The sequence below is a fragment of the Amycolatopsis heterodermiae genome (assembly GCF_034929455.1).
Classification (GTDB): Bacteria; Actinomycetota; Actinomycetes; order Mycobacteriales; family Pseudonocardiaceae; genus Amycolatopsis; species Amycolatopsis heterodermiae.
Genome location: NZ_JAYFSI010000003.1, coordinates 649,803 through 663,534, shown reverse-complemented (window position 1 = coordinate 663,534; position 13,732 = coordinate 649,803). Strand labels below are relative to the sequence as shown.

At 72.4% G+C, this 13,732-nt stretch carries 8 protein-coding genes and 1 riboswitch; of the genes, 5 read left to right on the top strand and 3 right to left on the bottom strand.

Annotation, left to right across the window (positions count from 1 at the left end):
- Nucleotides 1-58 precede the first annotated feature (58 nt).
- Nucleotides 59-919 carry an LLM class F420-dependent oxidoreductase gene (locus tag VA596_RS18800; RefSeq protein ID WP_323328854.1) on the bottom strand — a complete coding sequence of 287 codons (861 nt, stop codon included), beginning with the start codon at nucleotides 917-919 and terminating at the stop codon, nucleotides 59-61.
- 343 nt (nucleotides 920-1,262) lie between these two features.
- Nucleotides 1,263-1,341, top strand: a riboswitch (S-adenosyl-L-homocysteine riboswitch).
- 14 nt (nucleotides 1,342-1,355) lie between these two features.
- Here VA596_RS18800 and metH point away from each other — a divergent pair.
- The gene (gene metH, locus VA596_RS18795) at nucleotides 1,356-4,997 is read left to right on the top strand and encodes a methionine synthase (protein WP_323328852.1); all 3,642 of its coding nucleotides are present in this window, start codon (nucleotides 1,356-1,358) and stop codon (nucleotides 4,995-4,997) included.
- Here the strand turns inward: metH and VA596_RS18790 are convergent.
- On the bottom strand, nucleotides 4,979-6,136 hold the full coding sequence (locus VA596_RS18790; RefSeq protein ID WP_323328893.1) for an FAD-dependent monooxygenase: 1,158 nt from the start codon (nucleotides 6,134-6,136) through the stop codon (nucleotides 4,979-4,981). The genes metH and VA596_RS18790 overlap by 19 nt on opposite strands.
- Nucleotides 6,137-6,375: 239 nt before the next feature.
- Here VA596_RS18790 and VA596_RS18785 point away from each other — a divergent pair, with 239 nt between their 5' ends.
- Nucleotides 6,376-8,238 (top strand): hypothetical protein, encoded by a 1,863-nt coding sequence (locus VA596_RS18785; protein ID WP_323328851.1) that lies wholly within the window; start codon nucleotides 6,376-6,378, stop codon nucleotides 8,236-8,238.
- A gap of 7 nt (nucleotides 8,239-8,245) precedes the next feature.
- On the opposite strand, the gene VA596_RS18780 is transcribed toward VA596_RS18785, so the two are convergent.
- Complete coding sequence (locus VA596_RS18780; protein WP_323328849.1) at nucleotides 8,246-9,652, bottom strand: PI-PLC domain-containing protein; 1,407 nt, start codon at nucleotides 9,650-9,652, stop codon at nucleotides 8,246-8,248.
- A 143-nt stretch (nucleotides 9,653-9,795) separates the two neighbouring features.
- Here VA596_RS18780 and VA596_RS18775 point away from each other — a divergent pair, with 143 nt between their 5' ends.
- The 3 genes from VA596_RS18775 to VA596_RS18765 all read left to right on the top strand — a co-directional run bounded on the left by VA596_RS18775 (nucleotide 9,796) and on the right by VA596_RS18765 (nucleotide 13,627).
- A complete protein-coding gene (locus tag VA596_RS18775; protein WP_323328846.1) occupies nucleotides 9,796-10,233 on the top strand; it encodes an LppU/SCO3897 family protein in 438 nt (145 codons plus the stop codon).
- Nucleotides 10,234-10,237: 4 nt separating this feature from the next.
- A complete protein-coding gene (locus VA596_RS18770; protein ID WP_323328844.1) occupies nucleotides 10,238-10,843 on the top strand; it encodes a hypothetical protein in 606 nt (201 codons plus the stop codon).
- Nucleotides 10,844-11,047: 204 nt separating this feature from the next.
- Nucleotides 11,048-13,627, top strand: coding sequence for an AAA family ATPase (locus VA596_RS18765; protein WP_323328842.1), 2,580 nt, complete (start codon nucleotides 11,048-11,050; stop codon nucleotides 13,625-13,627).
- Nucleotides 13,628-13,732: the final 105 nt, after the last annotated feature.

The following is a 13,732-nucleotide window of genomic DNA, read 5'->3' as shown; positions in this document are numbered from 1 at the left end:
GGGGGGGGGGGACCCCCCCCCCCCCGCCGTTTCCGTTCACAAGCCTCGGGGTGATTGGTCAGGCGACGGGAGCTGTGGTCAGGCCGAGTTTTCCCGCCAGCCGCCCGATCCACGCCGACACCTCGTCGGGGGAGCGGTCCGGTAGTCCGAAGATCACCTCGGTGACGCCGAGCGCGTCCAGGTGGGCCAGCCGCTCCGGGTCCGGGCGCTCGCCCAAGGCGCAGATCGCCGGGGCCCCGGAACGGCCCTCCTCGCGCCAGATCTCCTTCAGCAGTGCGACATGGCCGTCCAGGTCGGTGTCCGCCGGTGTCGTGATCCAGCCGTCCGCGTGGCGGGCGATCCAGCGGAACGTCTTCTCCGTGGGGCCCGCGCCGAGCAGGACCGGGATGTGGGCCTGGACCGGTTTCGGCCACGCCCAGCTGGGGCCGAACGACACGAACTCCCCGTCGTAGGAAGCTTCTTCCTCCGTCCACAGTGCACTCATCGCCTCGAGGTACTCGCGCAGGGCGGTGCGGCGGCGGTTGCCGGGTACGCCGTGGTCGGTCAGCTCGTCGACGTTCCAGCCGAACCCGGTGCCGAGCGTGACGCGCCCGCCCGACAGGTGGTCGAGGCTGGCGATCGTCTTGGCGAGCGTGATCGGGTCGCTTTCGACGGGCAGGGCCACCGCCGTCGAAAGCCGGATCCGCTCGGTGACCGCGGCGGCCGTCGCCAGCGCCACCCACGGGTCGAGCGTGCGGCTGTACCGGTCGTCGGGCAGGGACGCGTCCCCGGTGCGCGGGTGCGGCGACTCGCGTTTCACCGGGATGTGCGTGTGCTCGGGTACGTAGAAGGTGGCGAACCCCGCGGCTTCCGCGGCCTGCGCCGCGGCCGCCGGAGTGATGCCTCGGTCGCTGGTGAACAGCACGATTCCGTAGTCCACGCGACGGACTGTATTAGAACGTGTTTCAGTTTTCAAGCGGCTGCCGCGGGGCCGGTGCCGGCGGGCGGGATCGCTTTCGGTATACCTGTGTGCACAGTGCGTGACCATGCGGGTCGAGCGTCGATCGAGGGCCGGTGGACGCCGCCGCGGTGCGCAGGCTGGGAGCAGCGTGCCGCCGTTCGCCGGGTCACAGTGGGTGAGCCCGGGAATGCCGGTCGGAACGGGGTGGTGGCAGCGTGGAGCCGACGATCCATTGTGGACGATCAGTGGGGGTGTCCCAGCCAGTGGACGGTCCCTCGGGGCGGGATGGTGTGCCGGGCCGGGGTTCCAGTACCCTGGATCCCAGGCCGAGAGGCGCTGCAACGGGCCAGGGGGTCCGCCACGCTCGGCCGGTTGTGACCACCCAAGGGCGCCTCCCGACCGAGGGAGGCTGCCGGTGAACCCGATCACCCCGCAAGAATCCGAGGCCACCGCGCGCCTGCGCGAGCTGCTCAGCCAGCGGGTCGCGGTCCTCGACGGTGCCTGGGGCACGATGCTGCAGGGTGCCGGGCTGACCCCGGCCGACTACGTCGGCGACCGCTTCGGCGACCACACCCACGACGTCACCGGCGACCCCGACCTGCTCAACCTCACCCGCCCCGACGTCATCCTCGACGTGCACCGCCAGTACCTCGCGGCCGGCGCCGACATCACCACGACGAACACCTTCACCGCGACCAGCATCGGCCAGGCCGACTACGGCCTGCAGGGCCTGGTCCACGAGATGAACGTCCGCGGCGCGCAGCTGGCCCGCCAGGCCGCCGACGAGTTCGGCGGCAAGTTCGTCGCCGGGTCGATCGGCCCGCTCAACGTCACCCTCAGCCTGTCGCCGAAGGTCGACGACCCGGCCTACCGCGCCGTCACGTTCGAGCAGGTCAAGGCCGCCTACGCGGAGCAGATCGCCGGTCTCGTCGAGGGCGGCGTCGACCTGCTGATGATCGAGACGATCTTCGACACGCTCAACTGCAAGGCCGCGATCGCCGCCGCGCGCGACGTCGCGCCGGAGCTGCCGCTGTGGATCTCGGTCACCATCGTCGACCTGAGCGGGCGGACGCTCTCGGGCCAGACCGTCGAGGCGTTCTGGAGCTCGATCGAGCACGCGAAGCCGCTGGTCGTGGGCGTCAACTGTTCGCTGGGCGCCGAAGAGATGCGCCCGCACGTCGAGGAGCTGTCGCGGATCGCCGGCACCTACGTCGCCTGTCACCCGAACGCCGGGCTCCCGAACGCGTTCGGCGGGTACGACCAGACGCCGGAGGAGACCGCCGGGCTGATCGGCGGCTTCGCCCGTGACGGCCTGGTCAACCTGGTCGGCGGCTGCTGCGGCACCAGCCCGGCCCACATCAAGCAGATCGCGGCCGCCGCGAAGGGCGTCACCCCGCGGGAGGTCCCCGAGCCGACCTCACGCACCCGGTTCAGCGGCCTCGAGCCGTTCGGCATCGGCGCCGACACCGGGTTCGTGATGATCGGCGAGCGCACCAACGTCACCGGCTCCAAGCGGTTCCGGCGGCTCATCGAGTCCGGTGACCACCAGGCCGCCGTCGACGTCGCGCTCGAGCAGGTCCGCGGCGGGGCGAACCTGCTGGACGTCAACATGGACGCCGACCTCCTCGAGAGCGAGGAGGCGATGACGACGTTCCTCAACCTCATCGCCACCGAGCCCGAGGTCGCCCGGATCCCGGTGATGGTCGACAGCTCCAAGTGGACCGTGCTCGAAGCCGGCCTGCGCTGCATCCAGGGCAAGGGCGTCGTCAACTCGATCAGCCTGAAGGAGGGCGAGGAGCCGTTCCTCGCCCAGGCCCGCACCATCCGCAACTACGGCGCCGGCGTCGTCGTGATGGCCTTCGACGAGCAGGGCCAGGCCGACACCGCCGACCGCAAGGTGGACATCTGCGGCCGCGCCTACGACCTGCTCACGCAGAAGGCCGGCTTCGCGGGCGAGGACATCATCTTCGACCCGAACGTGCTGGCCGTCGCCACCGGCATCAGCGAGCACAACGGCTACGCCAAGGCGTTCATCGAGGCGCTCCCGCGGATCAAGGAGCGCTGCCCCGGCGTCCACATCAGCGGCGGCATCTCGAACCTGTCGTTCTCCTTCCGCGGCAACGACGTCGTCCGCGAGGCGATGCACTCGGCGTTCCTGTTCCACGCCGTGCAGGTCGGCCTCGACATGGGCATCGTCAACGCCGGCCAGCTCGCGGTCTACCAGGACATCCCGAAGGACCTGCTGGAACTGGTCGAGGACGTGCTCTTCGACCGCCGCGAGGACGCCACCGACCGGCTGGTGACCTTCGCCGAGAACGTCAAGGGCAGCGGCACCAAGCGCGTCGTCGACCTGACGTGGCGCGAAGGCACGGTCGAGGAGCGGCTCTCGCACGCGCTCGTGCACGGCATCGTCGACTACATCGAAGAGGACACCGAAGAGGCGCGGCAGACCAAGGCCCGGCCCCTCGAGGTGATCGAAGGCCCGCTGATGGACGGCATGAAGATCGTCGGCGACCTGTTCGGCGCCGGCAAGATGTTCCTGCCGCAGGTGGTGAAGAGCGCGCGCGTCATGAAGCGCTCGGTGGCCTACCTCGAGCCGTTCATGGAGGCCGAGAAGGAGGAGGCCCGGCTGGCGGGCCGCGCCGCGGTGTCCAACGGCCAGGGCAAGGTCGTGCTCGCCACGGTCAAGGGCGACGTCCACGACATCGGCAAGAACATCGTCGGCGTGGTGCTCGGCTGCAACAACTACGAGGTCATCGACCTCGGCGTGATGGTGCCGGCGGCGAAGATCCTCGACACCGCGGTCACCGAGGGCGCCGACGCGGTCGGCCTGTCCGGGCTGATCACGCCGTCGCTCGACGAGATGGTCAACGTCGCCAACGAGATGCAGCGCCGGGGCCTGAAGATGCCGCTGCTGATCGGCGGCGCGACGACGTCCCGGCAGCACACCGCGGTCAAGATCGCGCCGGCCTACGACAACGCGACCGTGCACGTGCTCGACGCGTCACGCGTGGTCGGCGTCGTGTCCGACCTGCTCGACCCGGACCGCTCGATCGTGCTGGCCGAGAAGAACCGGGCCGACCAGGACGTGCTGCGCGAGCAGCACGCCAACAAGCAGCGACGCCCGATGCTCACCCTCGAGCAGGCCCGTGCGAACCCGGAGAAGGTCTCGTTCGACGAGCTGCCGACCCCGGAGTTCACCGGCGTCCGGGTCGTGGAGCCGAGCATCACCGAGCTGCGCGAGATGGTCGACTGGCAGTTCCTGTTCCTGGCCTGGGAGCTCAAGGGCAAGTACCCGGCGATCCTGGACCAGCCGGTCGCCCGCGAGCTGTTCGACGACGCGAACACGCTGCTCGACCAGATCATCGCCGAGGGCAGCTTCACCGCGAAGGGCGCGTACGCGTACTGGCCGGCGCACACCGAGGGCGACGACATCCTGCTCGACGGCGAGTTCTCGCACGTCCGGTTCCCGATGCTGCGGCAGCAGACGTCGAAGCCGCAGGACCGCGCGAACCGCAGCCTGGCCGACTACATCGCGCCGGCCGGTGACCACCTCGGCGGGTTCGCGGTCGCCATCCACGGCGCCGAGAAGCTCGCGGCCAAGTACGAAGCCGAGCAGGACGACTACCGCGCGATCATGGTCAAGGCGCTGGCCGACCGGCTCGCCGAGGCCTTCGCCGAGTACATCCACCTGAAGGCGCGCCGCGGCTGGTTCGAGCCGGACGCCGACCCGAAGCTGGAGGACCTGCACGCCGAGCGCTTCCGCGGCATCCGCCCGGCGCTCGGGTACCCGGCCAGCCCCGACCACAGCCAGAAGCGCGAGCTGTTCGAGCTGCTGGAGGCCGACGAGCTGGGCATGGCGCTGACCGAGTCGTACGCCATGACGCCGGCGGCGAGCGTGTCCGGGCTGATCTTCGCCCACCCGGAGTCGAAGTACTTCACCGTCGGGCGCCTCAACCGCGACCAGGTCGAGGACTACGCGCGCCGCAAGGGCGTCGAGATCGGCGAGGTCGAGCAGTGGCTGCGGCCGAACCTGGCCTACGAGCCCGAGGCGTAGTCCTTCAGCTCGATGTCCGTGGCGAAGTTGTCGGTCGCCTTCAGCATCATGCGGAGCAGGGTGCGGGACTTGAACGTCCAGTCCCGCATCTTGATCCGGAGCCGGGACGGCGGCGCGAGGAACGGGCCCGCGCTGGCGCGCTGCGAGATCTTGGCGTAGGTCCGGAACTGCTCTTCGTAGCGGGCGAAGGCGGCGAGGTGGTCGCCGCCGGCCGCGAGCAGTTCGCCGGCGAGCACGTACGCGCCGACGATCGCGAGGCCGGTGCCGAAGCCGCCGAGCGTGTTGCCGTAGGCGGCGTCGCCGAGCAGCACGAACCGGCCGCGGGAGTAGTGGTCGATGGTGACGCGGGCGAGCGAGTCCAGGTAGAACTCGCGGGCCTGCGGCACCTTCGCCAGCAGCTCGGGCACCTGCCAGCCGACACCGCGGTAGGCGTCGATCAGCAGCTCGCGCTGCCGCTCGACGTCCGTGCGGTCGTAGTCGAGCTCCGGTGAGGCGAAGACGAAGAACGCCGACGCCTTCGGTCCGCCGACCGCCGCCATCCGGCCGGGCTCGTTGTACATCACGGCTTCACCGCCGTCGACCTGCTCGCCGAGCTCGGCCAGGGCGTAGTAGTGGCCGAGGAACTTGACGTAGTCCTGCTCCGGGCCGAAGGCCAGCCGCCGGACGTTCGAGTGGATGCCGTCGGCGCCGACCACGAGGTCGAAGGTGCGCGGGGCGGCGTTCGCGAAGGTGACGGCGACGCCGTCCGGGGTCTCGGTCAGCGACGTGATGGTGTCGCCGAAGACGTACTCGCAGTCGGCGGCGGTGCGCTCGTACAGCAGTTCGGCCAGGTCCCCGCGGCGGATCTCGATCTCGCCGCCGGTGAACTCGCCCGGGATCACCGCCCGGGGCCGCCCGTCGGCGTCGATCACCGTCTGGTCCTGCCCGCCGGTCGCCCGCTGCCGGACCTCCTCGAGGATCCCCATCCGCTCCAGCACCGTCCGGTGGGTGGGGCCCTTGAAGTCGACGGCCTGGCCGCCGGGCCGCACTGACGCGGCGCGCTCGACGACGGTGACGCTGCAGCCGTAGCGGTGCAGCCAGTAGGCGAGGGCCGGGCCGGCGATGCTCGCGCCGGAGATCAGGACCTTGAGGTTCTTCATCGTGTCGGTCATGCCGCAAGCTTCGCGACCAGGGCTTACCGGTCGCTGGCGAAGCGCTGACGGGCACCGTCAGCACCCGGCGCGTCACTGTCGAGAGTGGACGGTCCGGGCGGAAAATTCCCGGCGGGGAACGCGGTTTGCCCGGCGGTTTTCGCTTGTTGACCAGGGGTGCATCCGGGGGGACCATTCTTCGCGGGGGAGAGGGGCCGACAGTGCCGGGGACGGAAACGCAGCCGGTCGTGACCGGCGCCGGAGAGCTGCTGCGGAACGGGGAACGCGCGCTCGAAGCCGACGGCGACCTGCGCGCGAGCCGGGAGTGGTTCGACCGGGCCTACCGCGCGGCCGAGCAGGAGTGCGACGGCGTCGGGATGGCCCGCGCCGCGCTGGGGCTGGCCGGGTTGTGGGTGCACGAGCACCGCAGCGCGCCCGCGGCGGCGTTGCTGCAGGCCCGGCTGCGCAGCGCGCGGACCGCCGTCGACCCGGGCTCTTCGCTGGCGCTGCGGCTGAAAGCGCGGCTGGCGGGTGAAGCGGATTACGTGGCGGGGGAGAGCAACCAGATCCTCGCCGTGCTGGAGGAGGCGAAGCGCGCGGGCGACCCGGTCGCCTGGGCCGAAGCCGCCAGCCTGGCCCACCACTGCCTGCTCGGCCCCGACCACGGCGGCCAGCGCCGCGCCCTGGCGCAGGAGCTGATCACCGAAGGCTTCCGGACGTCGCGGCGCAGCGACCTGCTGATGGGCCTGCTCTGGCGGACCGTCGACCTCTTCCTCGACGGCGACCAGCACGCCCAGCGCGGGCTCGCCGACCTGCGCGGCCTGCTGGCCGAGCAGGACCACCTCGCCGTCGGGTTCGTGCTCGACGCCATCGACGTCATGCTCAGCATCCGCGCCGGGCGGTTCGCCGAGGCCGAGGCGCGGGCCGCGGCCTGCGCCCAGCGTGGGGAGCAGGCCGGGGACGCCGACGCGACCGGCTGGTACACCGCACAGCTCGGCGCGATCCGCTGGTACCAGGGCCGGGTCGCCGAGCTGCTGCCGGTGCTGCGCGAGACGGTGCATTCCCCGACGCTCAGCGCGGTCGACAACGCGCTCGTCGCCGGCCTGGCCGTCGCCGCCGCTTCGGCCGGGGACGAACGCGAGGCCGCCGGGGCGCTGGCCCGGCTGCGCGGGCACGACCTGGCGCTGCTGCCGCGGTCGAGCAGCTGGCTGGTGTCGATGTACGGCATCGTCGAGTCCGCCTGCCTGGTCTCGGACGTCGAATCCGCGCTGGCCGCGTACGCGCTGCTGACGCCGTTCGCGCGGCTGCCGATGACGGCCAGCCTCGGGGTCGCCTGCTTCGGTTCGGTACAGCACGCGCTCGGCGTGGCGATGCTGACCGCGGGCGAGCCCGAGCGGGCCGTCACGCACTTCCGGGCGGCCGTGCGGGACAACCTGGCGCTGGCGCACTGGCCGGCCGTCGCGCTCTCGCGGGCCCGGCTCGCGCAGGCGTTGTCGCTCCTCGGCGCGCCGGACGCCGATCAGGAGCAGGCGACGGCGATGCGGGAAGCGGCGGAACTCGGGATGTCCTTGCCCGCCGCGCCGCCGCGGTCCGCCGCCCGGGTCACCTGCCGGCGGCAGGGCAGGCACTGGCTGTTCACGCTGGGCGGCCGTTCGGTGCTGGTCGAGCACAGCGTCGGCATGGGCTACCTCGCCACGCTGCTCGACAACCCGGGGTACGAGCTGTCGGCGGCCGAGCTGGCCGCCGGTCCCGGCGTCACGCCCGCCGCGACGTCCGGGCAGCCGGTGCTCGACCCGGCGGCGACCAGCCACTACCGCAAGTGGCTGGCCACCCTGGAGGCCGAGCTCGACGAGCACGAGGCCAACCACGACGACGGCCGCGCCGAGCGGGTCCGGTCCGAGCGCGACTGGCTGGTCGGCGAACTGTCCGCCGCGGCCGGGCTGGCCGGGCGCGTCCGCGAGTTCGCCGGCGCGGAGGAGAAGGCGCGGATCGCGGTGGGCAAGGCGATCCGCCGCGCGCTGACCCGGATCGCCGCCGCGGACGCCGTCATCGGCGACGTCCTGCGCGACGGCGTCCAGACCGGCAACCGCTGCTGCTACCGCCCCGGCTGAGCTTCCGCTACTGGACCGCGCCGTTCTGGGTGAGCAGGTTCTCGTACCAGGCGTCGTACGGGTGGTTGGACGCCGGGTAGCTCGCCAGGGGCGTGGTCGCCTGGCCCGCCGAGTCGAAGTCCCAGCCGCGCACCAGCTTGCCCGCCTGACGCGCCGAGGTGATGAACGCCGACTCCGTCGCGGGGGCGCCGTAGAAGAGCGCGCCGTCCTGCAGCTCCGCGCTGTCGCCCTTCTGGAACTCGTCGAAGGCGACCTGGCGGTAGCGGATCCGGTCGCCGGTCACGCCGGGGGTGTCGGCCCGCAGCGTCTGCGCCGGGGTCGGGCCGTCGGCCGCGGTCCGGACCGTCACCGTCCGGCTGCCGCTGGTGGCCGTGGCGGTCGGGAACCGCGCGTCGGACGTCTTGGCGTTGCCGGTCCACGCGACCGTGGTGCCCGACAGCGTGCCGTTCCAGGTCCAGTTCTGGCTGTTGCCCTGGCTTCGGTGGATCTCCCGCAGCTGCGTCCCGCCGGTGAACGTGACGCTCGGCAGCACGCCGTTGTCGTACTGGTGGCTGGCCTGCCAGGTGATCTCGCCGTCCGCGCCGAGCTTGCCGACGCGGTACCAGAGCGTGGTGGCGCTCTGCGACTGGTGGACCTCGACGAGGTCGCCGTTGTCGTTCAGCGCGACGGCCGGCGTCTGGCCGTTGTCGTACTTCCCGTGGCGCAGCCAGGTGATCCGCCCGTCGGCGCCGTAGGTCCCGGTCCAGTACCAGAGCGTGCCGGCGCCCGAGTCGTGCACCTCGACGACCTGGCCGCGGCCGTTGAGCGCGACGGACGGGTGGTAGCCGACGTCGCGCTTGTACTCGGCGCGCGTCCCGGCGTCGCCGGAGAGCAGCGGCAGCACGCGGCCGCGCAGCGCGTCCACGGTCGGCTGGCCCGCCGGGTAGTCCTTCGCCTGCAGCAGCCGGCTGCCGAACACCGACTCCAGCTCCTGGTTCAGCGCGGTCAGGTTGCCCGCGGCGAAGTTCGGGTTGTCGGTCAGGTCGTCCTTCAGGTCGAGCATGACGACGATCGGCGCGGCGGCCGGGTGCGCCGCCGACCAGGTGTTCACCGTCGCGAGCCAGTCGCGCAGGTTGTTCGACGCCGGGTTGCCGCCGCTGTGGTCGACGAGGTTGCCGGGCGAGTCGTGCCCGACGCCGTAGTCGTGCGAAGTGGCGTAGCCGTTGTCGTGGATGTCGAGCTCGACGAACCGGACGCCGTGGTCGAGCTGGTAGGCCACGGAGTTCTTGGCGCCGTCGACGTTGCCCGAGTAGCTGTTGTGCGTGGCCCGGAAGACCGAGCCGGTGAACGGCGGGCTCGCGGCCTCCGCCGTCCCGGCGGTCAGGAGCGCGGAAGCCGTCAGAACGGAGACGGCCAGTGCGGGCAGACGAGTCATCCTCGGGTCCTCACGTCGGGAACGGGGCGCCGTCCCATCCTGGTGGGCCGCCGGGGGCGCTGTCTCGAACTCCGGGTGGAACGTCGTGGAACGGAATGGAACGCCCAGGAGGTGACAGCAGGTTCTCGAGGGAGGAAAACGTCATGACGCAGGCAGGTGGACCCCAGTACCCGGAGCCGACCGGGCCGGTGCCGCCGCAGGCCGGGATGCCCGTCCCGCCGGCGGTACCGGGCCAGTCGAAGAAGCCGAAGAACCCGAAGCGGCGGCAGAAGATCGTGCTGACCGTGTTCCTGGTCGTGGTCGCCGCGATCCTCGCCCTGGTCTGGGTGGCCACCCGCTCCAACGGTGAGAACGCGCAGGTCGGCAACTGCGTCACCGAAAGCGGCGAGAACTACGTGAAGATCGTCGACTGCGGTGACAGCGCCGCCACGCTGAAGGTGGTCGCGCGCGTCGAGGACAAGACGCAGACCGAGGCGCAGGTCAGCGCGTGCAACGCCTACCCCGACGCCGACCAGGTGTTCTGGGAGGGCAAGGAGGGCGAGACCGGGGTCGTGCTGTGCCTGGCGAAGACCGGTAAGTAGCCCGATGGCGGCCGGGAAGTTCTCGTTCACCGGCTCCGGCGAGCTGCGGGTCCGCAGCGGTGGGCGCACGCTCGCCGCCGCGGGCGACGTGATCTCGATCGGTGACCGGGTCTTCCGGCTGGGCGAGGTGGACCGGGTCGCCTACCACGCGGCGGCCCGGCTGCACCGGGCGAGCTACTCGCTCGGCCTGGCCCGCGGCCCGGTGCGGTGCCGGTTCGGGTTCGACGCGTTCGCGCGCGGCACCGAGCTGGACGACGCGCGCGAGACCTGGCGGCGGCTGGTCGAGCTGGTGGAGTCGGCGGCCTGCCCGCGGATCGCGCTGACCATGGCCGAGGCGATCACCGCCGGGGACACGGCCCGCTTCGGGGGCGGCGGGCACCCGGGGATCGACGCCGACGCCGAGGGACTGCGGGGCCGGCACTGGTTCGCCGCGAAGGTGCCGTGGAACCGGGTGCTCGGCAGCGACCTGCGGGCGGGGCAGGTGCGCGTGTGGACGGGCGGGCGCGAGCCCGGGCTGGTGGCCGGGATGGCGGGGTGGAACGCCGTCGTCCTGCCACGGGTCGTCGGGATCATGGTGTGCCGCGAAAAAGAATCACCGGGAAACCATTGATCACGGCGCGGGGTGAATGCACGGAAAATGCTCACGGAATAGCGAATCGGTTATCCGTTATGTCCCATTTGCCGGGCCGCTCAGCGAATTTTTCCAAATCGCCGCGCGAATTCGGTACTTCGCGGGTCCCGGCGTCGTCATTATCCGAAGAAGAGGTGTGTGCGGCGCCGGAAAGCCGCGCGAGGGGTTGGGGAGGCAGCAGGCGTGGGGTACGACTGGCCGCTGGTCGGCCGAGAACGGGAGCTGGCGTTCGCCCGCCGGGCGCTGGCCGACGCCGAGGTGTGCGGGCTGCTGCTGACCGGGCGGGCCGGGGCCGGGAAGACCCGGCTGGCCAAGGCTTTGCTGGCCGAGCTCGAAGCCGGGGGCGCCCGCACGCACTGGGTGCGCGCGATGTCGTCCGCCTCGACGATCCCGTTCGGGGCGTTCGCCCACCTGCTGCCCGGCAGCGCGAACGGCACCGCCGACCGGGCGCACCGGCTCAACCAGGTCGCGGCGCACCTCACCCGTGGCGCGGAGGGCCGGCGGCTGGTGCTCTGCGTCGACGACGCGCACCTGCTCGACGATTTGTCCGCGACCCTGGTCCACCAATTGGCGGCGACGGCGTCCGCGTTCGTGATCGTGCTCGCGCCGCACGGGGTGAGCGTGCCCGATCCGGTGTTCGCGATGTGGAAGGACCGCGTCGCCGAACGGCTCGACATCGGTGAACTCACCCGGGACGAAACCCGGGAACTGATCACCGCGGCGATGGGCGGGCGGCTCGACGACGGCGCGGAGCACCGGCTGTGGCACCTCACCCTCGGCAACCCGCTGTTCCTGCGCGAGCTCGTCCAGGGTGGCCTCGACAGCGGTTCGCTGTCGGCCGAGGACGGCGTGTGGCGGTGGAGCGGGGCGCTGACCGCGACGCCGCGGCTGGTCGAGCTGATCGAGATCCGCACCGACCGCGTCGACGCCGACGAGCGGCGGCTGCTGGAACTGCTGGCCTTCGGTGAGTCCCTGGGCAGCGATCCGCTGGTCCGGCTGGGTGCCGCGCGCGTGCTGGCGTCGACCGAGCAGGCCGGGCTGGTCGTGTCCGAACGCACCGGGCGGCGGCTGGAGGTCCGGCTCGCGCACCCGCTCTACGCCGAGGTGATCCGGCGGCGGACGTCACCGCTGCGCCAGCGGGAGACGTTCCGGATCCTCGCGCAGACCCTGGACATGACCGGCGCGCGCCGCGCCGAGGACAAGCCGAGGCTGGTCCGGTGGCGGCTCGCGGCCGGGCTGCCGACCGACCCGCAGCTGGTCCGCGCGGCGGCGGAGACGTTGCTGCGCAAGGACTTCCCGCAGGCCGAGCAGCTGGCGGCGGAGGCCGTCCGGCTGGGTGGCGGCTTCGCCGCGAAGTTCCTGCTCGCCCAGGTCCGGATCGCCGGCGGCCGGCACGCCGACGCCGACGCGCTGCTCGCGGAGCTGGCGGGCGAGACGGTCTCGGACGTGCAGCACGCCCGCGTCGCCGCCACCCGGGCCCGGAACCTGGCCCTCGGCCTGGGCCGCTTCGAGCAGGCTCACGCCGTGCTGGACACGGCGGAGACGGCCGTCTCCTCCGGTGGGGATGAGCTGGCGACCGCCCGGGCGGCGCTGCGCGCGGCCGCGGGCGCGACCCGGGCCGCGCTCGACCTGCTCGGCCCGGTGCTGGACCGCAACCGCCGCGGCGACCCGCTCCGGCTCGCGGCGCTGGTCGTCGCGGCCGGGGCCCTGGCGGAGAGCGGGCGGGTGGAGGCGTGCCTCGGCGTCGTCGAAGAGGGGCTGGCGATCGCGTCGCGGATCTCGGACGCCGACGTACCCGGGGCGCAGGCCCGGCTGGACCACGCACGGATCGTCGCGCTGTGCGGGGCCGGCCGCGTCGAGGAGGCCGAGGACCTGGCGGGGGACGGCTACCGCGAAGCGATCCGCGACCGCTGGGGCCCGGCGCTCGCGGGCGCGGCGGCGTCACTGGGCACGGTCGCGCTCGCCTACGGCAACCTCCGGGGCGCGATCCGCTGGCTGCGCGAGGCCCTCGCCGCGGAGGCCCACGACCAGCCGCACGCGTTCCGCCCCGCCGTCGTCGCGGCCCTGGCCCGGGCGACGGCGATGACCGGCCAGGCTGGGGAGCCTCCGGCGGTCCCGGGCCCGCTCGGCACGTGGGCCCAGGCGTGGGTCGCCGCCGCTCGAGGTGAGCTGACGCGGGCGGCCGAGCTTGCGGCTTCGGCGGCTGCTTCGACTGTCGCGGAGGGCCGGCTGGCGATCGCGGCGGAGATGGCCCACGACGTCGTCCGCTTCGGTGGCGAAGCGCCTTCGGTGGATCTGGAGGGGCGGCTGCCTGGCTTGTATGCGGACCATGCGCGTGCCTCGGACCCGGTGGCCTTGGACGAAGTCGCAACCGGCTTCGCCGACGTCGGGGCCCGGTTGCTGGCCGCGGAAGCCGCTGCTTCCGCAGGACGTGCTTACCGGGCTGAAGGGAAGCTGGGCAGCGCGGCGACGTCGGCGCAGCGGGCCCGGACGTGGCTGGAGTCCTGTGAGGACGCCGCGACGCCGGCGCTGGCGTTGCTGGAGACGCCGCTGGACCTGACGGTCCGCGAGCTGGAGATCGCGCGCTTGGTTGCCACGGGCTTGACGAGCCGCGCGGTGGCGGACCGGCTCGTGGTGTCGGTGCGCACGGTCGACAACGTGCTGCACGGCGTCTACGCGAAATTGGGTATCTCCGGGCGCCGCGAGCTGGCTTCGGTGGTGGGCCGGCCGGAGGTGGGGAGTAGTCCCGCCGACGCGCCATAGGTAGTCCGCCCGGATCGCGGCGGTGAAGCCGAGTAGGCCGCTACTCATGACCCGCGGCCGGTTCGCCCCAAGACTGGATGACAACGGAGGGGCGAGGGCTTCACC